General features: G+C 71.8%; 15 protein-coding genes. 6 read left to right on the plus strand and 9 right to left on the minus strand.

Features of this window, described 5'->3' with window-relative positions:
* The first annotated feature begins 141 nt into the window (after positions 1 to 141).
* Positions 142 to 978 carry an alpha/beta hydrolase gene (locus AB0J87_RS33695; RefSeq protein ID WP_363971682.1) on the plus strand — a complete coding sequence of 279 codons (837 nt, stop codon included), beginning with the start codon at positions 142 to 144 and terminating at the stop codon, positions 976 to 978.
* 332 nt (positions 979 to 1,310) lie between these two features.
* On the opposite strand, the gene AB0J87_RS33700 is transcribed toward AB0J87_RS33695, so the two are convergent.
* On the minus strand, positions 1,311 to 2,504 hold the full coding sequence (locus AB0J87_RS33700) for an SGNH/GDSL hydrolase family protein (protein ID WP_363971684.1): 1,194 nt from the start codon (positions 2,502 to 2,504) through the stop codon (positions 1,311 to 1,313).
* Positions 2,505 to 2,638: 134 nt separating this feature from the next.
* Between AB0J87_RS33700 and AB0J87_RS33705 the strand changes: the two genes are divergently transcribed.
* A complete protein-coding gene (locus tag AB0J87_RS33705) occupies positions 2,639 to 5,968 on the plus strand; it encodes a BTAD domain-containing putative transcriptional regulator (protein ID WP_363971686.1) in 3,330 nt (1,109 codons plus the stop codon).
* A gap of 250 nt (positions 5,969 to 6,218) precedes the next feature.
* Entirely contained in the window at positions 6,219 to 7,427 is a 1,209-nt protein-coding gene (locus AB0J87_RS33710) for a cytochrome P450 (protein ID WP_363971688.1), read from the plus strand.
* A gap of 6 nt (positions 7,428 to 7,433) precedes the next feature.
* Here AB0J87_RS33710 and AB0J87_RS33715 read toward each other — a convergent pair whose 3' ends face one another.
* Positions 7,434 to 8,441 carry an NAD-dependent epimerase/dehydratase family protein gene (locus tag AB0J87_RS33715; protein WP_363971690.1) on the minus strand — a complete coding sequence of 336 codons (1,008 nt, stop codon included), beginning with the start codon at positions 8,439 to 8,441 and terminating at the stop codon, positions 7,434 to 7,436.
* An 88-nt stretch (positions 8,442 to 8,529) separates the two neighbouring features.
* Positions 8,530 to 10,152, minus strand: coding sequence for an FAD-dependent oxidoreductase (locus AB0J87_RS33720; protein ID WP_363971692.1), 1,623 nt, complete (start codon positions 10,150 to 10,152; stop codon positions 8,530 to 8,532).
* Between the two features lie 261 nt (positions 10,153 to 10,413).
* Between AB0J87_RS33720 and AB0J87_RS33725 the strand changes: the two genes are divergently transcribed.
* The gene (locus AB0J87_RS33725; protein WP_363971694.1) at positions 10,414 to 10,617 is read left to right on the plus strand and encodes a 2TM domain-containing protein; all 204 of its coding nucleotides are present in this window, start codon (positions 10,414 to 10,416) and stop codon (positions 10,615 to 10,617) included.
* Positions 10,618 to 10,621: 4 nt separating this feature from the next.
* Positions 10,622 to 11,215, plus strand: coding sequence for a methyltransferase domain-containing protein (locus AB0J87_RS33730; RefSeq protein WP_363971696.1), 594 nt, complete (start codon positions 10,622 to 10,624; stop codon positions 11,213 to 11,215).
* Here AB0J87_RS33730 and AB0J87_RS33735 read toward each other — a convergent pair.
* The 6 genes from AB0J87_RS33735 to AB0J87_RS33760 all read right to left on the minus strand — a co-directional run bounded on the left by AB0J87_RS33735 (position 11,173) and on the right by AB0J87_RS33760 (position 21,740).
* Positions 11,173 to 13,341, minus strand: a complete 2,169-nt coding sequence (locus tag AB0J87_RS33735; protein WP_363971698.1) for an AAA family ATPase — start codon at positions 13,339 to 13,341, stop codon at positions 11,173 to 11,175. The two genes, AB0J87_RS33730 and AB0J87_RS33735, sit on opposite strands and share 43 nt — an antisense overlap.
* A 131-nt stretch (positions 13,342 to 13,472) precedes the next feature.
* The gene (locus AB0J87_RS33740; RefSeq protein ID WP_363971700.1) at positions 13,473 to 14,285 is read right to left on the minus strand and encodes an alpha/beta fold hydrolase; all 813 of its coding nucleotides are present in this window, start codon (positions 14,283 to 14,285) and stop codon (positions 13,473 to 13,475) included.
* Positions 14,286 to 14,357: 72 nt separating this feature from the next.
* Complete coding sequence (locus AB0J87_RS33745) at positions 14,358 to 17,033, minus strand: AAA family ATPase (RefSeq protein WP_363971702.1); 2,676 nt, start codon at positions 17,031 to 17,033, stop codon at positions 14,358 to 14,360.
* Positions 17,034 to 17,102: 69 nt separating this feature from the next.
* Positions 17,103 to 18,620, minus strand: a complete 1,518-nt coding sequence (locus AB0J87_RS33750) for an RtcB family protein (RefSeq protein ID WP_363971704.1) — start codon at positions 18,618 to 18,620, stop codon at positions 17,103 to 17,105.
* Between the two features lie 249 nt (positions 18,621 to 18,869).
* Positions 18,870 to 20,321: a GH25 family lysozyme gene (locus AB0J87_RS33755; RefSeq protein ID WP_363971706.1), complete on the minus strand. Its 1,452-nt coding sequence runs from the start codon at positions 20,319 to 20,321 to the stop codon at positions 18,870 to 18,872.
* 72 nt (positions 20,322 to 20,393) lie between these two features.
* The gene (locus AB0J87_RS33760) at positions 20,394 to 21,740 is read right to left on the minus strand and encodes a CHAP domain-containing protein (protein ID WP_363971708.1); all 1,347 of its coding nucleotides are present in this window, start codon (positions 21,738 to 21,740) and stop codon (positions 20,394 to 20,396) included.
* 129 nt (positions 21,741 to 21,869) lie between these two features.
* Here AB0J87_RS33760 and AB0J87_RS33765 point away from each other — a divergent pair, with 129 nt between their 5' ends.
* A complete protein-coding gene (locus AB0J87_RS33765; RefSeq protein ID WP_363971710.1) occupies positions 21,870 to 24,878 on the plus strand; it encodes a BTAD domain-containing putative transcriptional regulator in 3,009 nt (1,002 codons plus the stop codon).
* The last annotated feature ends 89 nt before the right edge of the window (positions 24,879 to 24,967 follow it).

The raw sequence follows: 24,967 nt of genomic DNA on the forward strand, positions 1-24,967 counted from the left end.
TCGCACAGATCAGCACACCCGGGCGGTACCTTGTTGCGCGCGAACCTGATGGTCAATCCGATCATCCTGGGTGTCCTTCCGTACTACCGCCCGCAGGGCTGAGGGAGGGCGGCGAGCGTTGACCGCGGACAGGAGGATGAGATGATCGAGCTGGACGTCCAGGTGGGTGCGGGCCGCACGCTGCACGTCTACGACACCGCTTCGAAGGGGAGCGGGCGGCTGCCTGTTCTGTGGCATCACGGTACGCCCAACGTGGGGGCGCCTCCGGAGCCGCTCTTCGCCGCGGCCGACAGGCTGGGGTTGCGCTGGGTGTCGTTCGACCGGCCGGGCTACGGTGGCTCCAGCGTCGCACCGGGGCGCACCATCGCGTCGGTCGCCGCTGACGCGGCAACCGTCGCGGACGCGCTCGGCATCGATCGGTTCGCCGTCGCGGGGTACTCCGGCGGCGGGTCTTATGCTCTGGGATGCGCGGCGGTTCTGGGTGATCGCGTCCAGGGGGTGCTGAGTCTGGCCGGCATCGCCCCGTACGGCGCGGATGGACTGGACTGGTTCGCCGGGATGGTCCCGTCCGGCGTGGCCGCGCTGGGGACGGCGGCGGCGGGCCGCGAAGTGAGGGCGGCGCTGCAGGCGTCGGGCTTCGCCTACGATTGCCAGTTCACCGCGGCCGATCTGGCCTTGTTCGAGGGGCCGTGGGGGTGGCTGGGTAAGGTCGGCGAACCGGCTCTCGCCGCCGGACCGTACGGCCAGATCGACGACGACGTCTCCTACACCCTTGCCTGGGGCTGTGATCCCGGCACCATCAGCGCCCCCGTCCTGCTCCTGCACGGCACCGCGGACCGGATCATCCCCGCCGCTCACGGGTCATGGCTGGCGGCCCATTGCCCGACCGCCGAGCTGCGGCTCTGCGCGGGCGACAGCCACTTCACCATTGTCAACCACGCCGAAGAGGGCCTGGAGTGGCTTCGCCGGCAGATCTGACATCTCGGACCGCGCGGAGCCGCATCGTGGTCAGCGGCGGCTTCGGCCGCCGCTGACCTTGGCGTGGGCCCGCTTGAGCCCTCTCGGACCGCCGGCCCTCGCCACGGTGGGGCGCGCCCCCGCGGCAGGACCCGTCGCCGGCTTCCGCCACGGCGCTGCCCCGGTACGGCGGACCGCGGTCTCAGAGGGCTCCGGGATCCTGCCGAGATCGATACAGCCACCCCCCGACGGGCAGCACGTCCGACTCCCCTGCTCGCTGGTACTCGTCAGGATCTGCCGCCCAGCGCGCGAGGTCATGCGCCCATGGCATTCTCAGCGGCCGGCCGGCTGACTCAACTGAACAGCGACAGGTCTATGGAGTCGGCCAGGGCCCGGTAGCCCGCGTCGTTGCCGTGCAGATGGTCACCGGCGTGGAAGTCCGCCCTGATCCGGCTGGGGCGGCCCGGGTCGCGCCAGACGGCGTCGAAGTCCAGCACGGCGTCGAAGGCGCCGCCGGTGCGGATCCATTCGTTGACCGTCTGGCGCGCGCTCTCGCCCGCCGGCGTGTAGATCTCCGCACCCTCGTAGGGCGGGATCGTGGTGGCGTAGACCCTCACGCCGCGTTCGCGCGCCCGGGCGATCAGCTGCCGGTAGCCCGCGATGACGTCGTCCGTCGTCACCGGCGCGCCAGGGAACATCTTCAGGAAATCCGCCAGCGGACCGTCCTGTGGGGCGAAGGAGATGCCGAGGTCATTGCCGCCCACGGAGAGCACCACGTAGCCGAGGCCGGGCGTCGCCAGCACGTCACGGTCGAAGCGGGCCAGAGCGGCGGCGCCGATGCCGTCGTTGAGCATCCGGTTGCCGCTGATGCCCTGGTTGGAGACGTAGCCGGCGGCCGCGCCCCGCTCGGCGAGACGCTCGGCCAGCAGCTCCGGCCAGCTGTGGTTGGTGTCCGGGGTCGAGCCGGCGCCGTCGGTGCGGGAGTCGCCCACCACGACGATGGCCTTGGCCGGGGCGTCGGGGAGCAGCTCGACGGCGGAGATCAGGGCCCGCACCGGCAGGACCTCGGCGTTCTCCGGCAGGGTCGGGGCGGCGACGGCGTCGCCAGGGATCGTCCAGCCGGTCTCCAGGGCGGGGTCGTGGCAGGTGCAGGTCTCCACGCGCCCGGGGAGGTAGAGGCTGATGGACAGCTTGGCGAGGGCGGGCAGGGGCAGGTCGACCGGATCGCTGAGGATCGGCGCCCCCGCCGGGACGGTGACGGCCGACGCGCCGGAGAAGGTCAGCACGCGCTCGCTGCCCGGCCGCACCCCGCCGCCGGGCACCGCGAGGCCCACCTGCGCCGCGCCGATGGTGAAGGGCGCGGTCCCGAACTCGTTGGTGAAGCGGACGCGCACCCGGCGCCCGCCGCCGCTGATGCGCACCACCTGGCGCAGGGTCACGTCGGCGAGGGGCGGGTGGTCGTCGAGCGAGCCGAGCCCGTCGTGGGCCGCCTGGGGCGAGGCGCCCCAGCTCCGGACCCAGCTGCCGGCGTCGTTCGTCATGGTCATCTGTTGCCTCCGTTGTTCGTGATGGTGGTACGGCATGTCGAAGACTGGGGCGGGTCTCTGACACGGGACAAACACGGCGCTCACACGGCGGCCCTGCTTTGGGGTCTTGCGGTGGAGCGCGCGAAGATTGGGGAATGGACGGGGTTGCACGGCTTCGCGTCACGCTGCTCGGCGCGTTTCAGGTGTCTCGCGGTGACGCCGTCCTGCCCGTGCCGGGCGCGCGGTTGCAGGGCCTGCTCGTACGGCTGGCGCTCGCCGGCGGCCGGAGGGTCGAGCCGGGCGTGCTGGTCGACGCGATCTGGGCCGAGGAGCCGCCGTCCGGCCCCGCCCCCGCCCTGCAGACCCTCGTCTCCCGGCTGCGCCGCGCCCTCACCCCGGCCGACGCGGCCCGTGGCGTGGTCGTGCAGGTCGCGGGCGGCTACCGGCTGGCGGTGGACGCGGCCGACGTGGACGCGCTGCGCTTCGAACAGCTCACCGCTGCCGGCAGGGAGAGGCTGCGGGCAGGTGACCCGGAGGCCGCAGGCGCCGCGCTCGCCGAGGCCGTGGCGTTGTGGGGCGACCATCCTGGCGCCGAACCCGCGGTCATCGCCGCGGTCGCGCCCACGGTCGCGACACGGCTGGCACGTGTGTCGATCGAGGCGGTCGCCGACCTCGCCGACGCCGAGTTGTCGCTGGGGCGGGCCGAGGTGGCCGCTGCCCGGCTGACCGGGTTGCTGGCCGAGCACACGGTCCATGAGCGGGCGGCCGCGCTGCTGATGGACGCGCTCGCCGCTCAGGGGCGTCAGGCCGAGGCGCTGGCCGTCTACGAGCGGGTCCGCCAGACCCTGGCCGGCGTCCTCGGCGCCGACCCGGGCACCGCCCTGCGGGAGCGCCACCTGCGCCTGCTGCGCCCCGACCGGCCCGTCCAGGCGCCAGACGCCTCGGCTGGCGGTGCTCCGGCCAGGAGCCCCGCAGTTGTAACCGTGTCGCAGGCGGCCACCGAACCCGACCCGATCCGGCCGACCAACCTGCCCGCGCCGCTGACCAGCTTCATCGGCCGCGACGACGATCTCACCCGCGTCGCCGCCCTGCTCACCACCGGACGCCTGGTCACCGTCCTCGGCCCCGGCGGCGCCGGGAAGACCCGGCTCGCGCTGGAGGCCGCCCGCCGCCACCGCCACGAATACCGCGACGGCGCCTGGCTTATCGACCTCGCGTCCGTCACCGAGCCGGCGAAGATCGCCACGGCCGTGCTCGCCGGGACCGGGCTGCGGGGCGGCGCGATGCTCGACACCCGCAAGCGAGTCGAGGGTAACGAGCTGGACGTCCTCGTCGGCGAGCTCGGCGGCCGGGAGAGCCTGCTGCTGGTCGACAACTGTGAGCACCTGATCGACGCCGTGGCCCACCTGGTCGCGGCGCTACTCCCCCGCTGCCCCGGGCTGCGCGTGCTCGCCACCAGCCGCGAACCCCTCGCGGTCGACGGCGAGGCGCTCGTCCCGCTGGCCCCGCTCGCGCTCCCCGACCCGGACGACAGCGTCGAACAGGCCCGGAGAGCGGCCTCGGTGCGCCTGTTCACCGAGCGGGCCGCCGCCGTGCGACCCGGTTTCGACGTCGACGAGATCACGCTGCCGGACATAATGCGCGTGGTGCACGGCCTGGACGGCATGCCGCTGGCCCTCGAGCTGGCCGCCGCCCGGTTGCGGACGCTGTCCCTGCGCGACCTGGCCGACGGGCTCTCCGACCGGTTCCGGCTGCTCACCACCGGCAGCCGTACCGCACCACCCCGGCATCGCACCCTGCGCGCGGTCATCGCCTGGAGCTGGGAGCTGCTCAACGAGCACGAACGCACCGTCGCGGAACGGATCTCCATCCTGGCCGGCGGCGTCACACCCGCCTCGGCCACCGCCGTCTGCGCCGGCACCGCCGTACCCACCGCCGAAATCCCCGAACTGCTCGCCACCCTCGTCGACCGGTCACTGCTGCAGCTCGCGCCCGGCACCGGCCGCTACCGGATGCTCGAAACCATCCGCGAGTACGGCGCCGACCGCCTGACCGACACCGGCGACCTCGGCACGGCCCGTGGCCTGGCCGCCGCACACTTCACCGAGCTGATGGCCCGCCACGACCCTCAGCTGCGCGGGCCCGGCCAGCTGACTGCCATGAAGGTCATCAGCGCCGAGTACGACAACACGCTCGCCGCTCTGCGCCACCTGTGCGCCACCCGCGACTCCCCCGGCGCGACCGCCCTCGCCCTGCCCCTGACCTGGTACTGGCAGATGTTCGGCCGCCACCTCGACGCCGCCTACTGGCTGGGCGAGGCCCTGGCGGTGCCCGGCGGCGGGCCGACGCCCGAGCGCGACTGCGCCCGAGCCGTCTACCTGCTCAATCGGGCGGACATCCTGTCGGGGATCACCGCCGGGGAAGCCGCGGACGACCGGGCGGAGATGCGCGAGCTGGCCGACCGGCTGCTCGCGCATCCGGAGCTGCCGAGCCACTACCGCGTGTTCGGCCCGATCCTGCTCTTCCTGCAGGAGGAGCAGGCCGCGCTCGCGATCTTCCAGCGCCTGGCCGACGGCGACGACGTGTGGCTGTCCGGGCTGGCCCACATGTTCCAGGCCGAGATCGCCGAGAACGCGGGCGCGCTCGACCGGAAGCGTGTCCACGTGAAGGCGGCCCTGGCCCGCTTCCGGCAGGCCGGCGACCGCTGGGGCCAGGCCGCCACGCTGGCGATGCGCGCCCAGCTGCGACGGTACGACGACCTCGACGGCGCGCTGGCCGACCTGCTCGAGTCCCGGACGCTGGCGGGCGAGTTCGGCTCGCTCAGCCTCGGCGACCAGCTCTACAGCGACCTGCGCTGGATCGACGTGCACCTGCGGCGCGGCGACACCGACCGGGCGATGGCGATGATCGACTCCGCCCGGGAGCGTGCGCTGCACGCGTCCTCGGCGGAGATGCTGGTCCTGGTCGACGCGCGGGAGGCCGGTTTGCGGGTGCGGCTCGGCGACCTGGACAGGGCGGGCGACCTGCTCGATGACGCCGAACGGGGTCTGCGCGGCGACACCGCGTTCCCCGCGAACCATGCCCGGACCCTGGTCGGCAGCGCACGGGCCGCGCTCTGCCTGGCGCTGGGTGACCTGCCCGGCGCGGACAAGGCGCTGCGGGAGGCGTACGCGGCCGCGCTGGCAACCCGGGAACTGCCGATCCTGTCGCAGGTGACGGTGAACACGGCCGCGCTCGCCGAGACGCGCGGGCGGCAGCACGAGTCAGCCGTGCTGCTCGGGGTCGCCGCCCGGCTGCGGGGCGCGCACGACCACACCGATCCGCAGGTCCGCGAGCTCACCCGCCGGGGTCAGGCCGCGCTGGGTGGGGAAGAGTTCGCCGCGGCGTACGCGAAAGGCTGGGAACTGGACGCGAAGACGGCCGTGACCGCGGCCGACCCGGACGGCGAGGCGGCGCATGGGAATCTTCGGGACCTTCCAGTATGAGCGCCCATGTCTAGCAATTTTGAACCGCCCGATTTAGCATCGGCACTACCTGAACAGACGCATCTGCCAACACACGAGAAGCAGGACCGCGCTCCGGCCACTGTGGTCGGCAATCCGATGATTCTCCCAGCAAAGGTAGGTATGGCACAGGTCGCGGCACGGCGCGGGTACGCGGAGCCGGGCCAAGGTGTCGGCTCGTCGTTTCCGATCACATCGCCAGGGTGGCGTCCGGCTCGAACGGGGAAGCGCAATGAGTACATCCGAGCAGGAAATGACCGCGACGCCGACCTTCCCCATGGAGCGGACCTGCCCGTTCGCACCACCGGACGAGTATCAGCGGATGCGTGCCACCGCGCCGGTCGTCCGAGTCGCCCTGCCCAACGGCGCACCGGTCTGGGCGGTCACCCGCCACGCCGAGGCGCGGCAGATCCTCAGTGACCCGAGGATCAGCTCGAACACCGGACGCCCCGAACGGCCTCGCGGACCCGACGACGATCGCCCCGACGACGGCTTCTTCGTCGACATGGACCCACCGGAACACAGCCGGTTCCGGCGGTTGCTGATCTCGGAGCTCGGTGCCCGTCCGATGGACGCCATGCGGCCGGCCCTCCAGCGGATCGCCGATACGGCGATCGACGAGTTGCTGGAGGCCGGGGCACCCGCTGACCTCGTCGGTTCGTACGCGCGCCGCGTTCCGTCGCGAGTCCTCTGCGAGTTGTTCGGCATCCCGGCCGGCGACCACGAGTTCTTCGAGTCGCGGCTGCGGATGCTGTCGGTAACGAGTATGGATCCGAGTGTGGCGGCCCAGGCGTCCAGGGACGTTCGCGGTTATCTGCGAGAACTTATCGGCAGCGCCGAGCGTGAACCGCACAACGGAATGATCCGTCGGCTGGCCGCCAGGCACCTGCCCACCGGTGAGCTGACCACGGACGAGCTGATCAACATCGGTTTTCTCCTGCTGCTCGCGGGCTATGACTCGCCTGCGAACACGATCTCGCTAGGCGTACTCACGCTGCTGCGGCACCCGGCGCAGCTTGCCGCGCTGCGCGACGACCCGAGCCTGCTGCCGGGTGCGATCGAGGAGCTGCTGCGCTTCCACTCGGTGCAGGACTGGGTCAGCTTCGACCGGATCGCGACCGACGACATGGATATCGGCTCCGCGCGGATCCGCGCCGGTGATCGCCTGACGGTGCTGGCCGCATCCGCCAATCGTGACGAGCGGGCGTTCGAGGATCCCGACGAGTTCGACATCCGCCGGTCCGCCCACCACCACGTTGCCTTCGGCTACGGGGTACACCAGTGCATCGGCCGCAACCTCGCCCGCGCCGAGCTGCAGATCGCCTTCGGCACGCTGCTGACCCGGGTACCGACGCTGCACCTGGCGACCGGGTTCGAGGAGTTGTCCTTCGCCGACGATGCCCCGTTCTTCGGGCTGCACGCGATGCCTGTCGCCTGGTAGTGCCGCCTATGCGCCGGCGACGTACGCGTCCTCGGCCGCATAGGGGAACCAGACGTCGGGGCCGTGGCGATCGACGAGATCGGGGAAGACGTCCTGCCAGCCTCCGCCGCCCGCCTCGGCCTCGGACACGGCGAGGGCGGCCCATTCGATGTCCTGGCGCAGCGCGTCGTCGTAGGAGACGGCAGGGCGGTATCCGAGCTCGGCACGGGCTCTGTCCATACTGAACACGATCGGCTCCGGCACATTCCACGGATGGAAACCCAGGCCGTCCGGACGCGACGGGCCCGCGAAGGTGACGATCTCCGCCTCGTGGCCCATGACAGCGAAGATCCTGGCGCCGATCTCGGCGACGGTCAGCGGGTCGTCGGCGATGTTGAGGACCCGGGCCGCCGGGTGCTGCCCGCACAGATAGATCAGCTCGGCGACGTTCGCGACCGCCGTGGTGGGGAACCGGCTCCGCCCGTCCTGGGCGAGTACGACGTGCGGCCGCTTGTCCAGCGCCCGCTTGATGAACGACCAGTGATCCAGCGATTTGCCGTACGGGCCGTGCAGCACGCCCGTCCGCAGAATGCTGACCGGCAGGCCGGGCGTCGCCAGCAGGCAGCGCTCCAGCGCCGCCTTCCCCGCCGGATAGTCGTGGGCGTCGCGCTCGACCGTCGGCCACGTCTCCGGGATCGGCACCGGCAGGCCGGGAGCCTCGTAGACCGCTCCCGACGAGATGACCACCAGCGAGCCGACGCGGCCGGCCAACTGGGCGAGCTGCGCACCGTGGTAGGGGGTGAACGCGACCGTGTCCAGGACCAGATCGTGGCCGTCGAGGGCTTTGAGCAGCGCCTCGGTGTCGGCGCGGTCGACCTGGACCGACACCACCCCGTCCAGCTCCGCGTCGTCCGGACGGAGCCGGCGGTGCCCAAGGGTCACCGCATACCCGGCCGCGGCGAGCCGGGCGGCCGTGGCCCGGCCGATCTGCCCCGTGCCTCCGATGATGAAGGCGCTTCGATCTTGGACCGTCACGAGCCGATATTAACCCGCCACAAAGGAAACCGCCCGGCGGGTGGTGGCCGCCGCAGCCGCGCCCGGCCGGGACCTCAGCGCTGGACCGTCAGTCGCTCGCGAGCGCCGCGTGGACGGATGAGACCGCGCTCGCACCGTCGCCCACGGCGGTGGCCACTCGTTTCGTCGAGCCTGAGCGGAGGTCGCCGACCGCGAAGACCCGGGATGCGCTCGTCTGGAACGGCAGGGGCGTACCGGACGATCCGGCAGGCAGCCGGCTGTCCGTGAGGATGAAGCCGTCGTCGTCCTTGGCCACGCCGGTCAGCCAGCCCGACACCGGGTCAGCGCCGATGAAGCAGAACAGGCCGCGGCAGGCCAGCCGCTCCCGGCGTCCACCGGACCTCTCGACGGCGATCGACGCGAGAGTGCCGTCGCCCGCCAGTTCGCGGACCGTGCTGGCGGCGTGGACCTTGATCCGGGAATGCGCCTGGATTCGGTCGGCCAGGTAGGACGACATCCGAGCCCCGAGATCGGCACCGCGAATGATCAGATCCACCGTGGCGCCGCGGGCGGCAAGGGACAGGGCTGCCTGCCCGGCCGAGTTGGCGCCCCCGACGACCGTCACCGGCTGATTCTCGTACTCCCGGACGTCCAGGTCGGTCGCCGCGTACCGGATGCAGCCCGACTTCTCGAACGTCGCCCATCGCGGGATGTCGAGGCTCCGGTAGTGCGCCCCGGTGGCGGCGATCACCGCACGGCACTCGATGCGCGAGCCGTCCTCCAGCAGGACGGCCGGCCGTCGATCATCGGAGAGATCGAGGCCCGCCGCCGCACAGGGCGAGTAGATCCGCACGCCGAACTTGAGCGCCTGGACCATCGCCAGCCGGGTGAGATCCGCGCCGCTGACCCCGTGCGGGAAGCCCAGGTAGTTCTCGATCCTGGCGCTCTTGGCGGCCTGGCCGCCGAGCCCGCTTCGATCCAGCAATACGGTGACAAGGCCCTCGGACGCCCCGTACACGGCGGCGGCCAGGCCCGCCGGGCCCGCGCCCACCACGACGAGATCAACGGGACGTCCGTCGGGCCGGTAGGTGAGGCCGAGCACCTCCGCGAGCGTTCCCGGCGTCGCGCGTCGCAGCACCGAGCCGCCGGCAATCGCCGCCGGAAGTTCGTCCTCTGCGAGCTCGGCAGACGTCATCAGCGAGCGCCCGGAGTCCGAGGTCGCATCGAGCCAGGAATGCGGCAGGAGCAACTGCGTCACATAGGTGCGCAGCGCGAGTGTCTCGGCGGCGTCCGGCCGGCCGACGATCTCCAGGGCGTTGCCGGCCACCGAGCGGATGAACTCGCGCCGTTCCCGGAACGCCTCAAGCAACAGGTCGGCGATGTCGACCTGCTCGGCGAGGACCCGGCGCAACATCGCCGCACCGATCCGGACGAGTGTCCCGGCGGTCACCACTCGAGCGGTCAGGTAGACGTACTGACCGGTCAGGAGATTGAGCTCGCCGAGGTAGTCGCCGGGGCCGCCGTGGTAGATCAGACGTTCCGGCTCGATCGCCGTCGCGTTCCGGACGATGTCCACGCTCGCCGTCAGGAGCAGGAAGAAGTCGTAGGAGTCGTCGCCGGACGCGTACAGAACCTGGCCGGCCTTGACGTGCTCCACCTCGCCGTACTCGGCGAGCCGGCGGGACTGCTCGTCGTCCAGGACCGGACCGCGCTGCGCCGCACCGTCGCTCACGTGGTTCCTCCGTGTGGTCGCGCTGCCCTCGCCGGGACGGCATGGGCCCTTGTGGACAGGGATCTCATTCGGGCGGCCTCCTCTCTCGGCAGGTTCGATCGCGGGTCAGCGTAGGGCCGGGCACTTCACGAGTACTGCATGAAAGATCCACGGACAGTTCCGTCGTCGTCAAGTTGGCCGATCTAGCCTGGCACCGTCGTAAGGTCGGCATGGGAAACGGGGCGGCTGGTCGGAATGAGCACGAGAAGAAGTCCACAGCAAATGAAGCGGGGCTTGGCGGCTCACGTCATTTCCTATGTCGTGGTCAATCTGGCCCAGGTCGTGGTGTGGAGGCTCTTCACCCCGAAACACTTCTTCTGGCCTTTGTACTCGCTGGGCGTCTGGGGCGTCGGACTGGCGTGGCACATCTGGGCGGTCTGCTCGCCGTCCCGCCGGGTCCGGCACAGCCCGTCCCAGCGGGATTGACGCGATGTCGTTCTTCCTTGAGTTCGTACGCGATCCTCTGACGGTCGGCGCGGTCGCGCCGAGCGGCCCGGCACTGGCCAGGGTGGCCACCGCGGCCGTGCCCGGAACCGGCTCCCCGGTCGTCGTGGAGCTCGGCCCGGGTACCGGCTCGTTCACCGAGGCCATCCAGCGGCGCCTCGCCGGACGCGGCCGGCACATAGCGGTCGAGGTGAATCCACGATTCGCGCAGCAGCTGGCCGCCCTCTATCCGGCGGTCGACGTCGTACGTGCGGACGCGACCGACCTCGTCACGGAGCTGGCGCAGCGTGGGCTGCACCAGGCCGATGTCGTGGTCAGCGGCCTTCCCTGGGCGGCGTTCACCGAGGACCATCAACGCGACGTGTTGTCCGCGGTGGTGGAGAGCCTGTCGCCGCACGGCGCGTTCACCACGTTTGCCTACGTGCATGCTCGATGGGCGCCACCGGCCCGGCGCCTGCTGCGCTCCATGCAGTCGCGATTCGAGGAGGTGGTCATCAGCCGGACCGTGTGGGCCAATCTCCCGCCTGCTCTGGTCTACTACTGCCGTCGCCCTTTACGCGAGGCCGGCGATCGAGGTTGACCTGACATCACCCCTCCGCTGAACCCGATCAGCGGCCGGGCGTCCCTTCTGCCGGCCACATTTCCTCCTCGCGCACCCGCGGTCCGGCGCGACTCCACCAGGGGGCCGGCAGCCCACAGGTGACGGCTGAGGCGCTCGGCGACATGCTCGTCGTCCTGGGCGGCGGGCGCCAGTGCGTCCGCGACGCGCAGATGCAGCCGAGGCGCGTGCCGCTGTGGCATGGTCCTGACGACCGACTCGCGGACCAGGTCGTGCGGGAAGCGGAACGAGAACGGGTCGCCGGGAAAGGGCTCGAGCAGGCCGAGGTCCTGCAACGGCTCGAGACGGTCGAGACAGGTCTGCACGTCAAAGCCGGCGGCGCGCGCGAGCAGAGCGAGGTCGACGTCCCGGCCGATGAGAGCGGCGATCCGCAACACCTCTCGGGCAGCGTCGTCAAGGCCGGCCATCCGGTCCTTCACGACATCCCGCACGGTGAACGGGATTCCGGCCCGCGCCGCGGCATCCTCGGTGAGCTCACCGCTGTCGGCAAGGAACCGGGACAGCTCCCGTACGAAGAACGGGTTACCGGCGGTACGGGCGTGGATGCCGCGAGCGACGCCGGCCCCGGGCGTCCGGCCGGTCTCGTGGCGGACGAGTTCCGCCACCTCGGCCGGTCCGAGCGGGCCGAGCCGGACCCGGCGATGACGAGGCAGCCGGCTCGCCGCGGCGAGCATCCGCGCCAGCTCCGCGACCGGCATCGGCGCGCGGTCGCGGAGCGCGCCGATGACCACCGTGCCGCTCGGTAGCCGGGCCGCCAGCTGCCCGAACAGCTGCAGCGAGGCGACGTCGGCCCACTGGAGGTCATCGACGACAAGCACCACCGGCCGCAGCGCCGATACCTGGCCGACGAGGGCGATAGCCTGCTCGATCAGACGGAACCGGGCTCCGCTGTCCGGCGGCGGCTCCACGAGCCGGCCGAGCTCGCCCGACCGCCACTCCTCCCGCGCCGCAGCGGGCAACTCCTCAAGGACCGCGCCGACGGCCTGCACCCACAGCCACATCGACGGCGCGCCGTCTCCCTCGAGACAGCGCCCCCACACGACCAGCGCGCCGCGCCGGCCCGCCTCGGCGCTGATCTCCTCCAGCAGGCGGGTCTTTCCCACTCCCGGCTCACCCTCGACGAGGACGAGCGCCGTGCCTCCGGCACGTGCCGATTCCACCGCCTGCCGCAGCACCGCGAGCTCCTCCACCCGGCCGACCAGACCGCCGGTGGGCGGCTCCCCGAGGGTGGGGGCCGGCCGCTGCTCGGTGTGCGTCTCCTCGGCGCGGCCGGCGAGCGCGGCCCGTTCCTTCGGCGCGGTACCCGGCAGTGTGATGCTCGCCGTCCTCGCGTGCGCGTCGTACCCGCCGGCCGAGGTCAGGGGCTGACGCAGTACCCGCTGGTACGCCTCCAGCAGCGCCGGGCCGGGACCGATGCCGAGCTCTCCGGCGAGCCGGGCGCGAACCGTCCGGAAGACCTTCAGCGCCTCTGACCGGTGACCGGCGGCGCCCAGGACGGCGACGAGCCCGGCTTGCACGGTTTCGTGCAGCGGAGCCATCCCGGCGGCCAGGTACAGGGGCTGGAGCACACGCGCGGGCCGGCCCCGCGACACTGCGAGCTCGGCCGCCGCCGCACACGCGTCGAAGAACTCACCGTCCAGTGCGGCGAAGATCGACATCGCGGTCGATCCGTGGAAGAGCCCATCACCCGCCGGCCCGTGCCAGTACCCAAGCGCACGTACGTAAGAGTCGAGCGCCACATCGGGGCGCTGCTCCGCGAGGCTGACTCTGGCCGCCTCGACGAACTCCCGGAAGGCGAGGAGGTCCAGCATGTCGGCGCCGCCCGCGAACAGGTAACCGCTGGCGCGGCGCTCCAGGTACGTGCCGTTCGTGCGAGCCGGCAACGCCGGTTCGAGTAACCGCCGGAGCGAGCCCACGTACTTCTGGAGAATGTTGACGGCCGTGGCCGGGACGTCATCACCCCAGATCAGATCGATCAACTCGCTCGTGCTGATCGGCTTGCCCGCGCGTGCGAGGAGCAGCGCGAGCAGGTAGGACTGTTGCCGAGGCCCGGTGGCCAGCTCGACGCCCTCCCGCCACAGCCGCAACGGACCGAGAATCTGTAACCGCAGGTTTCCGCCGGAGGCGGACGACCGTCCTTCGCCATCGGCGTCACGAGGCGACGACGTCGCCATGCCTGTTCCCACCCCCGAACCGTCGATCAGATTGCCGACCGCGATCAACGGCCGACCTCCATCGGGCGGCGGGCCAGCCATTCCAGGGCATAGTCCGCGACCCGCCGCCACCCGCTGTCCACGACGAGCGAGTGCCCGCGCCCGGGGAACTGCTTGAGGTCGGTGATCGCGGGTGAGTCGCCATACAGTTTGTACGCCGCACGCGTGACCACGTCCGGCACCGTGTGATCCTCCTGACCGGAGATGAACAGCAACGGCCCCCGGGCGGCGTTGCCGGTCTCGACCGCGGCCGGCGACGTGCGGGTGAAGTTCGCCAGCGCGGCCTCGAAGAGCGGGCGGCCCGGTGAGGGGATGGTCCACCTGCCGAACAGTTCGTCGGACTCGTTCCGGCTGATCGCGTTCCCGAAGCCGTAGCGGAACTGGGCCGCGGTCAGCGACACCGAGCGGCGCCGGTTGGCCGGGTTGCCGAGCACCGGGAAGGCAGAGCGTAGCTGGGCGAACGGCAGTGGCTTGACCCCCTTGACCGGCGCCGGGTCGATGGCCACGGCGGCGCGCCCGAGGCCGAGACCGAGCAGCTTCTGCGCGAACAGCCCGCCGAACGAGTGGCCGACGAGCACCGGCGCCTCCGGCAGGTCACGGATGATGGCCGCGTAGTGGCCGGTGACGTCGTCGATGCCGAGCCCGGCCACGGCGAGCGGGTCGCGGCGGGCCGCCTCGACGGTGCCGGGTTCGCCGGGCCAGCCGGGCATGAGCGGCGCATAGCCGCGGGCGGCGAACCGGTCGGCCCATGGCTGCCACGAGCCGGCGTGCAACCAGAGGCCGTGGATGAAGACGACAGGGATTGCGGTGATGGTCATCGCGGGCTCCTTCATGGGGGCGATACGGCAAATATCGCCGGACAGCCGGTGCCCGCTGATCTGTCAGATGACCTAAGTCGTGTCCATCCGCAGCGCGTCGCGCAGAGAGGCGCGGGAGGTGATGCCGAGCTTCGGGAAGATCTTGTACAGGTGCGCGCCGACCGTACGCGGAGACAGGAACAGCCGCGCCCCGATCTCCCGGTTGCTCAGCCCGGTGGCGGCCAGCTCGGCGATCTGCCGTTCGTGCGGGGTCAGCGTGGCCACCGCGTCGCGGTGGGCCCGGGTCGGTTTGCCGGCCGCGCGCAGTTCGGTGCGGGCCCGCTCGGCCCAGGTCACGGCGCCGAGCCGGTCGAACGCGCCGAGCGCCTCGCTCAGCGCCTGGCGGGCCAGGACCAGCTCGCGGGCGCGCCGCAGCCACACGCCGTACGCCAGCCGGATGCGGGCCAGCTCGAACGGGAACGCCGCGCCCGCGGGGTGTGCGACCGCGGCGGCGAACAGCGCACCGGCCTCCTCCTGCGGCGCGGTGATCGCCAGCGCCCCTGCGGTGAGCAGCGCCAGGCGTGGGGAGAGTGCCGGCAGGCCCGCGTCCCGGGCGGCTTCGGCGTGCGCGCGGGCGGCGGCGTGCCGGCCCGTGTGCGTGGCGGCCTCGACCAGGTCGAGCAGGGTACGGGTGGCCTGCTGCGAGTACCGGGTGAACCCGCCAGGGGTGGTGATCCCGGCAGCGTAGGCGTACGCGGTCTCGTACTCACCCTCGCTGAGCGCGGCGGCGGCGCCGATCGCCTCCGCGTACTCGGTCAGGAACCCCACCCCGCGCGGCCGCCCCCAGGCGTCCACGGCCGCCTGCAGCTCGCGGGCCCGGGCCAGGTCGCCTCGGTACGCCGCCAGCAGCCCGAGGAATGCCCGGAACGCCTGGGCGAACAGCCCGTACCCGTGCTCGGTGGTGAGGTCCAGGCCGCGGCGGCCGGTCTGCTCGGCCTCCGCCCACGCACCGGTGGCGATCTGATCGAGCATCACCACCTGGAGCAGGGTCATCACGCTGGTGACCGCGCCGGACTCCGCCTCCCTGTCGACCATGCGCCGCAGCAACGCCCGATGTTCGCCCAGCACTCCCAGGTAGAACGCGGAGACCATCAGCCGCATCGCATGCCACGGCGCGACGGCGGCCGGCCCGGCGAGCACCTCGGCGATCCGCTCCGGCACACCGTGGCCGCGGTTCACGACGTCACCCCACGTGTCCCGCACGATCGCCGTCGACGGGCTGACCCCGTCACCGAACCGGTCGAAAAGCGCGTCGGTGCGCGCCCAGCGGACCGGGTCGACGGCGAACTGGCTGATCGCCAGCAGCAGGCTCAGCGCGCGTTCGGTCAGCCGGGCGTCGTCGATCCCGGACTCGAGCAGTGCCGAGATCCGCCGGTGATTCGCGGCGACATCGCCGTCGCGGTACAGCGCCACGAATCCGGCGGTGATCACCGCCGCCGGGCCGTCCACCGCGGCGTCCTCGGCCAGGCCCTGCGCCGTGTCGAGCAAGCCGGCCTGCCCGGCGACGAACGCCGCGTCGGCCAGCAGCCGGGACCGGTCGGCGGAGCGGCGGCTCAGTTCCGCGGCACGGGTCAGCCAGGTGATCGCGATCGCGGCGCCGCCGCGCCTGGTCGCCGAGACAGCCGCCACTTCGAGGGCCGCCGCGACGTCGTCGTCCGGGTCGACGGTGGCGGCGGCCAGGTGCACGGCCCGCCGTTCCGGGCTGTCGCGGTGCAGCCGGGCGAGGTCGGCGTGGGCGGCGCGGCGCTCGTTCGGCGTCGCGGCCTGGACGACGGCCGACCGCACGAGAGGATGCCGGAACACCGGCTCCCCGCCGGCCGGGTCCGGGGCCAGCAGGCCCGCCTCGACCGCCCGGCCGACGCCGCGCATCCGGTACCGGACCGCACCGACCCTGCGGGCCGATCCGGCACCCGCGCCGTCCAGCGCCGCCCGCAGCAGCTCGCCGCGCTCCTGCTTGGGCAGCTCGCGCAGCCGCCCGCCGTAGACCTGCTCCAGCCGCCGCGACAGCGTCATCGTGCCGGAGTCCAGCAACGTGGATCGGGGCAATTCGAGCAGCGCCAGCGGATTCCCGGCCGCGGTCCGCAAGATCAGATTCCGGCGGTACGGGTCGAGCCCGGCTTGCCGCAGGTCGAGCAACTCGGCGGCGGCGTGCTCGGTCAGCGGCTCCAGAACCAGCTCCGGCAGCCCGGCCCCGTCGAACGGTGACGGCACCTCCGCGCGCACCGCGATCGCCACGCGCACCGCGGTACCCGCGAGGCGCCGCGCGGTGAACGCGAGCACCTGCGCGCTCGGCGCGTCCAGCCATTGCCCGTCATCGACGACCAGCAGCAACGGCGTGGCCGCCGACACGAGCGTGAGCAGGTCCAGTACGGCGATGCCGAGCGCCATCACCTGCGGCGCGGCACCGGTGGTCCCGGTGAAGGCCGCGTCGATCGCCGCCCGGTGCCCGGGATCCAAGCCGGCCGAGTCCGGCAGCAGCGGGGAGATCAGCTGATGCAGCCCGGCGTACGCCAGGTCCCGCTCCGCCTCCGCCCCGGCGCCGCGCACCACTCGGAACCCGGCGGCCGCCGCTGCCAGCCCGTCCAGCAACGCCGTCTTGCCGAGGCCGGCCTCACCCCAGAGCACCAGGACCGGGCCGGCCTCGTCGCCCAGCAGCGCCACGAGCCGCAATCGTTCCTCGTCCCGTCCGACGAGCTCACCGTGGCGCACGCACGAACCCTATCCGGACGTCGGCAACCCGGGTCGTCGAGGTGCCTGTGCCGTGCGCGGGGAAGGCGGTCAGCCCTTGACGGTGAGGAGCGGGCGCAGCTCGGCCACCGGGTCCGCCACACCTCCCGCGTGCAGGCTCGACACCACGGGTCCGATGTCCTTGTACGCCCACGGAGCTTCCTGCTTGAGGTCGCGCCGCCAGGCCGCCATCACGTCCGCGCGGCGCGCCACGGTCGGATCGCGGTGGTCCAGCGGCGTGACCACGCGGAACTCCCGCAGGAACGCGTCGAGATCATGGTCGCCGCCCCGTGCGGTGGCGCCGCGCGGGACGCGCCGTCCGGCGCCGTGGCAGGCGCTGGCCAGCGTGCGGGCGTTGCCGTGGCCCCGCAGCAGGTAGCTGGACGCTCCCATCGACCCGGGCACGATCACGGGCTCGCCCCACATCGCGTACGGGCCGCCGGTCATCTGCTCGTGACCACCCGCCGGCGTCGCCCCTTTGCGGTGGATGACGCGGTCCTCCTCCTGCCAGAACAGGTTGTGCGGCGCGTCGTAGACCAGCCGCGCCGTCATCCGGCCGCATTCGGCGGCGAGCCCGGCCCGCATGGTGAGGGCGAGGAAGAACCGGTTGCCTGAGGCGAAGTTGGCGGCGTTGCCGAACGCGTCCAGGTAGCGGCGCCGGGCGGCGGCCGTGCGCTCGTTCAGCAGGAACGGCAGGATCTGGTTGCGGGGTCGCGACAACCCCGGCGGCCAGGTCTGACGCAGCCGGTCCAGCGCCGTGGCGTTGGCCTGGTGTCCCAGCGCCAGTGAGCCACTGTGCACCATCAGGACGACCGCGCCCGCTGTCAGGCCCCACGCGTACGCGGCGGCGGGATCGTGGATCCGTGCCACGTACTGCAGTTCGGCGAAGTGGTTGCCGCCGCCGATGCTGCCGATGAGGCTGTCGTGGCTGGCGGCCTCGGTGCCGCCCGCGCTGGTGATCCAGTCGGCGAACGCCTCGGCGGTGCCGGTCGGGTACGCCGGAGCGTGCATGCGGTCCAGGCAGTCCTCGGTGTCGGTCGGCTGGTGGCCCTGCCAGGGGGCGTCGCCGGTGAGCAAGAGCCCCGGGAGTCCGTCGCGCAGGAGTGCCTCCCGCTGGGCGGGGGTGAGGGCGATGCGGCGGCTGCCCTCGAAGAACAGGTGCCGCAGCCGCCGTTCCAGGGCGTCCAGGCGCGGCCGTACCTGCTCCACGGTGAGTGAGGTGACCTCCAGTCGCATGCCGCAGTTGACGTCGTTGCCGACTGCCTGCGGGAGCAGCGCGCCCTCGGTCTCGATGACCGTGCCGATCGGGATGCCCGCGCCCTTGTGGAAGTCGGGGGTGAGGACGAGGCGGATCAGGCGGGGCTGCGGGCCGTCGTGGCCGGGTACGGCCTCGGCGAGGCGGGCGAGGGTGTCGGCGGTCTCCAGGACGGACAGCACTTCGTCGACGGCGGCCGGTTCGAGAGGCACACGTTCGTCGGCGCAGATGTCGACGGGGACGTCCCAAGGGTTCGGGAGGGTGAGCCACTGCTCGTCTCGGCGCATGAGACGGCGGTCCTGACGGGTGCGCATGATGGTGAAGTCCTTCGGGCTGCTGAAAGCGATGCAAGAACGGGCGCGGTCGAAAGCGCGCCGGAGAGGGCGACGGATCGGGGCCGTCGCCGTGGGCCTCGTGGTTCAGCAGCCGCGAGGTGAAGGCGTGTCCGACTGTAGTACGGCACGCGCCGCCCACACCACGGATTTACGTCTCCGCTCACGGCGGCGGGGCGTGCCGCCTGCTGGCGGCACGCCCCACGCGCTATCCGGATCACCGGCTACCCGTTAGCGGACGATGCCCTGGGAGTCGATGTGGTTGCCGTCCCAGTCGCCGATGAGGGGCAGGTCGGAGGGGTCGCCGTAGCCGATGGAGGTGGTGGTCTCGGTGGCGCTGGTGACGGGGCTGGTACGCATGTAGAAGGTGCCGTTCATGCGGACCCCGACGTTGTCCTTACCGTCGCCGTCCCAGTCACCGACCAGCGGGGCGGCACCGGCGTCGCCGTAACGGAAGGTGTAGGCGGCCGCTCCGGTCTGAGGAGTGTTGGACAGGTAGAACGTGGCATTCGTGGCGCTGTAGGCGCTGACGGTGTCCTTGCCGTCACCGTCCCAGTCACCGACCAGCGGGACCATGTCGGCGTCACCGTAGGCGACGGAGGTCGTCGTTTCGGTGCCACTGGTGACGGGGCTGGTGCGCATGTAGAAGGTGTTGCCCATACGGACCCCGACGTTGTCCTTACCGTCACCGTCCCAATCACCGACCAGCGGGGCGGCACCGGCATCGCCGTAACGGAAGGTGTAGGAGGCCGCTCCGGTCTCGGGGGTGTTGGACAGGTAGAAGGTGGCCGTGGTCGGGTCGAAGCTGCTGACCGTGTCCTTGCCATCACCGTCCCAGTCACCACGGATCGGGACCATGGGACTGTTGCCGTACGCGATGACCGGGCGGGTGGCCACGTTCGAGCTCTGGCTGTCGGACAGGTAGAACTCCAGGACACCGAGACTCGGCGAACCGGCGAAGGCGGCCAGGTCGGCCAGGCTGCCGTTGAACACCGTCGGCGAGCCCGGAAGGGTGCTGGAGGAGCCGGCGTACTGCCAGGCGGTGAAGCGTGACCAGCCCGCGGGCAACGCCCCGGGGGACCCGCTGTAGTTGGAGGTCTCCAGAGGGTTGGCCGAGAACGACTTGTTGCTCCCCGTGCACTGGTTCCACCAGTTGGGATTGGTGTAGATGGCCGCTTCCCGGCCGGTCTGCGCCTTGACCTCGTTCACGAAGTCGCGAATCCAGGTCACCATCTGAGTGGTCGACAACCCGTAGCAGGGATACATCGGGGCGGACGTGGTCCACCAGGGCCACTCGATGTCGAGCTGCAGGGGGAGGGTCTTGCCGTCGTTGACGTACTGGGCATGGGAGATCAGCCAGTCCGCCTGGGCCTTTCCGGTGTTCACGCCCTTGTCCGGGCGGCCGAAGGCGTAGGCCCCGATGTAGACGCCGTTGGCCTTGGCATTGTGGTAGTTGGCGTTGTACGTCGCATCGACGAAGTCGAGGCCCTCAGTGGCCTTCGCCCAGCCGAACTTGACGCCCTTGGCCGCCGTCTGCGCCCAGTCGATCGTTCCGGCGTGGTTGGAGACGTCGGTGCCGCCGACCGTGTATCCCGCCGGGACGGCGGCCTGCGCCGGCTGCACCCCCAGGGCGATCACCGATACGAACGCGGCCACTCCGGCCATGACACGGACGGCCCGCATGGATCTGATCATGAGATTTCTCCGGTTCCAACGGGGGCGGGATTCCTGTCCGCCCCCGTGTCGGGGGGTTGGTCAGCGGACGATGCCCTGGGAGTCAATGTGGTTGCCGTCCCAGTCGCCGATGAGGGGCAGGTCGGAGGGGTCGCCGTAGCCGATGGAGGTGGTGGTCTCGGTGGCGCTGGTGACAGGGCTGGTACGCATGTAGAAGGTGCCGTTCATGCGGACCCCGACGTTGTCCTTGCCATCACCGTCCCAGTCACCGACCAGCGGGGCGGCACCGGCGTCGCCGTAACGGAAGGTGTAGGCGGCCGCTCCGGTCTGAGGAGTGTTGGACAGGTAGAACGTGGCATTCGTGGCGCTGTAGGCGCTGACGGTGTCCTTGCCGTCACCGTCCCAGTCACCGACCAGCGGGACCATGTCGGCGTCACCGTAGGCGACGGAGGTCGTCGTTTCGGTGCCACTGGTGACGGGGCTGGTGCGCATGTAGAAGGTGTTGCCCATACGGACCCCGACGTTGTCCTTACCGTCACCGTCCCAGTCACCGACCAGCGGGGCGGCACCGGCGTCGCCGTAACGGAAGGTGTAGGAGGCCGCTCCGGTTTCCGGGGTGTTGGACAGGTAGAAGGTGGCCGTGGTCGGGTCGAAGCTGCTGACCGTGTCCTTGCCATCACCGTCCCAGTCACCACGGATCGGGACCATGGGACTGTTGCCGTACGCGATGACCGGGCGGGTGGCCACGTTCGAGCTCTGGCTGTCGGACAGGTAGAACTCCAGGACGCCGAGGTTCGGCGAACCGCCGTCGATGCCGACCGGTGAGGAGTAACCGACGATGTCGATGTCCGATCGCGAGTAGCTGTGGGCCTTGATCGCGTCGCCGCTGTTGCCCTCGATCGTGTAGACGGTGCTCGCGTTGGACGAGGTGACGATGCCGACGTGGTCGATGTCCCCGCTCTGGTCCCAGTCGAACACCAGCGCGTCCCCGGGCTGAGGGGTGTAACCGCTGGAGCGGGCGTGCCAGGTGCCGTACGTGGTCCCGTAGTCCTTGAAGGAGGAGGCCCAGCCGGTCAGGATGCCCCCGCTGGTCTCGGCCACGTCCGCGTAGCGCACCCCGGCGGTCTTCCAGACGTACTTGGAGAAGTCGGCGCACCAGTCGCTGTTGCGGAACTGCACGCCGTCCCCCGAACCGCAGCCGGAGGCCGACTTCCACGTGCGGAAGACCCCTGTGTAGTAATTGCACCCGCTACCCATGGGGTTCTCCTTGTTGCGGGCCGCCTTGCCGGCTTCCGCCTGCGCGACCGAGACGATCGTGTCCCGGCTCGCCGCGGAGGCCGGGGCGGCGACGGCCGCCTGCAGCCCGACCACCGAGATCGTCGCCGACAGCAGGCAGGTGGTGGCGCGCTTGGCCATCGAGTTCTTCATGACGTCCCTCTCGCTTGCGTTGCTTGACGAGAACTGAGACTGGTCGGGGTCTCTCCAAATGGACTGCAATAGCGCTGTACCGGTCCGTACTGGCATGATCGGTGCGGGCACGAAACCTGGGAGATTCACATGGAGTTACGGCTCCTGGGACCGGTGGAAGTGTGGACCGGGGGACGGCAGGTGCTCCTCGGGGGCGCCAAGCCGCAGTCGCTGCTGGCCGCGCTCCTGCTGGAGGCGGGCCGCCTCGTCACGGTCGACAGGCTGATCGAGGCGATCTGGGAGGACGATCCGCCGACGACCGCCCGCGGCGTGCTGCAGACCTACGTCGCCTCGCTGCGAAGAGCCTTCACCGGCGCGGGGCTGCCCGACGTCATCGTCTCCCACCGGCTCGGCTACCTGGCCGAGATCCCCCCGGACGTCCTGGACCGGGACCTCTTCCAGCGGCTCGTCACCCAGGGCAGGCAGTCCTCCCAGCAGGGGCGGCACGAGGAGGCGGCCGAAACCTTCCGTACGGCTCTGCGGCTCTGGCGCGGCGAGGCCCTGGGCGGGATCGGCGGCGCCTACCTGCGCGCGGAAGCCGTACGGCTGGAAGAGCTGAGACTGGCGGTCACCGAGGAGCGGATCGCCGCGGACCTCGCGGCCGGGCAGGACGAGCGGCTCATCGACGAGCTGGCCGAGCTGGTCGCGCTGCACCCGACGCGCGAGCGGCTGCGCCGCGACCTCATGGTGGCCCTGTACCGCGTGGGCAGGCAGGCCGACGCGCTGGCCGTCTTCCAGAAGGGCCGCCGGGTGCTGATCGAGGAGATGGGCGTCGAGCCCGGGCCCGAGCTGCGCCAGGCGCAGGAGGCCATCCTGCGTTCGGACCCCGCGCTGGCCAGGCCGGTCAAGGCCGCGCCCCGCATGCCGCGCCAGCTGCCCTCCCCCGTGCCCGACTTCACCGGGCGCGAGAAGGAGATCCTGGCGCTGCGTGACCATCTCACCGGCTCCGGCGCCACCCCGATCTGCGTCATCTCCGGCCAGGGCGGCGTCGGGAAGTCCGCCCTGGCACTGCGTACGGCACACGAGATCGCGCACCACTATCCCGACGGGCAGCTCCACGTCGAGCTGCGCGGCACCACAGGCACGCCGGCCGGTGCCGAGGAGGTGCTCGGGCGGCTGCTGCGCGAGCTTGAGCCCACCGGCGCGCCGCTCCCGCTCACGCTGGAGGAGCGCGCCAGCCGCTACCGGACGCTGCTGGCCGACCGGCGCCGGCTGATCGTGCTGGACGACGCCGCCTCGGAGGCTCAGGTACGCCCGCTGCTGCCGGGCAGCGAGGGCTGCGCGGTGATCGTCACCTCCAGGAACCGGCTCGCCGGGCTGTCCGGCGCCATGCTCGTCGACCTCGGCATGCTGCCACCCGAAGCGGGCATCGACCTGCTCATCCGCATCGCGGGCGAGGAGCGGATCACCGGCGACCCGGAGGCGGCGGCGCGCATCGTCGGCCAGTGCGGGGGCCTGCCGCTCGCGCTGAGGGTCGCGGGCGCGCGCCTGGCCTCGCGGCGCCGCTGGTCGGCTCAGCGGCTGGCCGACCGGCTCGCCGACGAGCAGCACCGGCTCGACGAGCTGGCCGCCGGCGACCTGGAGGTACGCGCCAGCATCGCCCTCAGCTACGACATGCTCTCCGCCCAGGAGAAGCGGGCGCTGCGCCGGCTGGGCCTGCTCGGGCTGCCGAGCTTCCCCCTCTGGGTGGCCGCGACCGCCGTGGACATCGGCCCGCGCGAGGCCGACCAGCTGCTGGAGCAGCTCGTGGACACCTCGCTGGTCGACGAGGTGGACCCCGACGAGACCGGGCAGGCCCGTTACCGGCTCCACGACCTGGTCAGGCTGTTCGCCGGCGAGCGCGCCCGGGCCGAGGAAGGGGCCGAGGAGCTGACGGCGATGACCAGAAGGGTGCTGGGCGGCTGGCTGTGGCTGGTCGAGCAGGTCAGCAAGGTCGTCCCGACCGGAGCCGTACCCATGCGCGTCACCCCTGGGCTGCCGCACCCGGTCGGGGATGAGGCGGCCCACCCGGCGCTGGCCGACCCGCGGGGCTGGTTCCGGAGCGAGGAGGAGTCGCTGATCGCCGCCGTCGAGCTGGCCGCCTCGATGGACCTCGACCAACTGGCCGTCGACCTCGCCTCCGCGCTGTCCCTGGTGGCCCTCGGGAGCAGCCAGTACGTCGTCGACGACCCGTTCACCTCCTGGCACCGCACCCACGAGGCGGCGCTGGCCGCGGCGCGCCGCACCGGCAACGTGCTCGGCGAGGCGAGCCTGCTGGCGGGCCTGGGGCAGCTCTACTACGAGCGGGACTTCTACGCCGAGTCCCGCCAGTACCTCAGCCAGGCGCTTTCACTGTTCCGCGAGGCCGCGGACGTACGGGGGGAGGCCTCCACCCTGGCCGCCCTCGGCGCGGCGTGCCGCGAACAGGGCTACCTGGCCGAGGCGCTGCACTTCCTCGGCGAGGCCGAACCGCTCTGGGAGCGCCTGGCCGACACCGCCGCCATCGCCCACGTCAAACGGCTGACCGGCACGGTACGCCTCGAACGCGGCGACTACGCCGCCGCCTGGACCGACTTCACCACGGCGCTGACCCTCTACCAGGAGGCCGGCAGCCAGCGCGGCGCCGGGCTGACCCTGCGCAACATGTCGCTGCACCACCGCGCCAGAGGCGAGTACGACCTGGCCGAGAAGGTGTGCGAGCAGGCGCTGGAGATCTTCCGGCAGCTCGGCGACCGGCTCATGGTGGCCTACTGCTCCCGTTCGCTGGCCAAGGTCAGGCTCCGGCTCGGCGGGCACGAGCAGGCCCGGCGGCTGCTGGAGGAGGCGCTCGGCGTCACCCGGACCCTGCACGACCGCTGGGGCGAGGCCTGCACCCTGCGTACACTCGGCGAGCTCAACCTGGCCGAGGGTCGCCTCTACCAGGCCAAGGCTGATCTGGAGGAGTCCGTGCGGCTGTGGGAGGCGCTGCGCCTGGGCCTGTTCCGGGCCCGTACCCTGCGGGACCTGGCGCTGGTCCACGAGGCCCTCGGCGATGACGCCACCGCCCGTACGACCCGGGCCGAGGCGCTGGAGGTGTTCCGGCTGCACGGCGCCCGCGAGTACGAGGAGATGTCGCAGTAAAAACCGTTTCAGGGGGATTACAGCGGTCTTGGATCCCGCTCGTGAACCATGGCGACGGCACGCCTCATGTGGCGTGTCCATGGTTCACA

It is taken from the genome of Nonomuraea sp. NPDC049625 (assembly GCF_040675285.1).
Classification (GTDB): Bacteria; Actinomycetota; Actinomycetes; order Streptosporangiales; family Streptosporangiaceae; genus Nonomuraea; species Nonomuraea angiospora_A.

Bases quoted from the DNA above. Each gene is read 5' to 3' on its own strand.
- AB0J87_RS33695 (WP_363971682.1), top strand. From the start codon at position 142: ATGATCGAGCTGGACGTCCAGGTGGGTGCGGGCCGCACGCTGCACGTC.
- AB0J87_RS33700 (WP_363971684.1), bottom strand. From the start codon at position 2,504: ATGACCATGACGAACGACGCCGGCAGCTGGGTCCGGAGCTGGGGCGCC.
- AB0J87_RS33705 (WP_363971686.1), top strand. From the start codon at position 2,639: ATGGACGGGGTTGCACGGCTTCGCGTCACGCTGCTCGGCGCGTTTCAG.
- AB0J87_RS33710 (WP_363971688.1), top strand. From the start codon at position 6,219: ATGAGTACATCCGAGCAGGAAATGACCGCGACGCCGACCTTCCCCATG.
- AB0J87_RS33725 (WP_363971694.1), top strand. From the start codon at position 10,414: ATGAAGCGGGGCTTGGCGGCTCACGTCATTTCCTATGTCGTGGTCAAT.
- AB0J87_RS33730 (WP_363971696.1), top strand. From the start codon at position 10,622: ATGTCGTTCTTCCTTGAGTTCGTACGCGATCCTCTGACGGTCGGCGCG.
- AB0J87_RS33740 (WP_363971700.1), bottom strand. From the start codon at position 14,285: ATGACCATCACCGCAATCCCTGTCGTCTTCATCCACGGCCTCTGGTTG.
- AB0J87_RS33750 (WP_363971704.1), bottom strand. From the start codon at position 18,620: ATGCGCACCCGTCAGGACCGCCGTCTCATGCGCCGAGACGAGCAGTGG.
- AB0J87_RS33755 (WP_363971706.1), bottom strand. From the start codon at position 20,321: ATGCGGGCCGTCCGTGTCATGGCCGGAGTGGCCGCGTTCGTATCGGTG.
- AB0J87_RS33760 (WP_363971708.1), bottom strand. From the start codon at position 21,740: ATGAAGAACTCGATGGCCAAGCGCGCCACCACCTGCCTGCTGTCGGCG.
- AB0J87_RS33765 (WP_363971710.1), top strand. From the start codon at position 21,870: ATGGAGTTACGGCTCCTGGGACCGGTGGAAGTGTGGACCGGGGGACGG.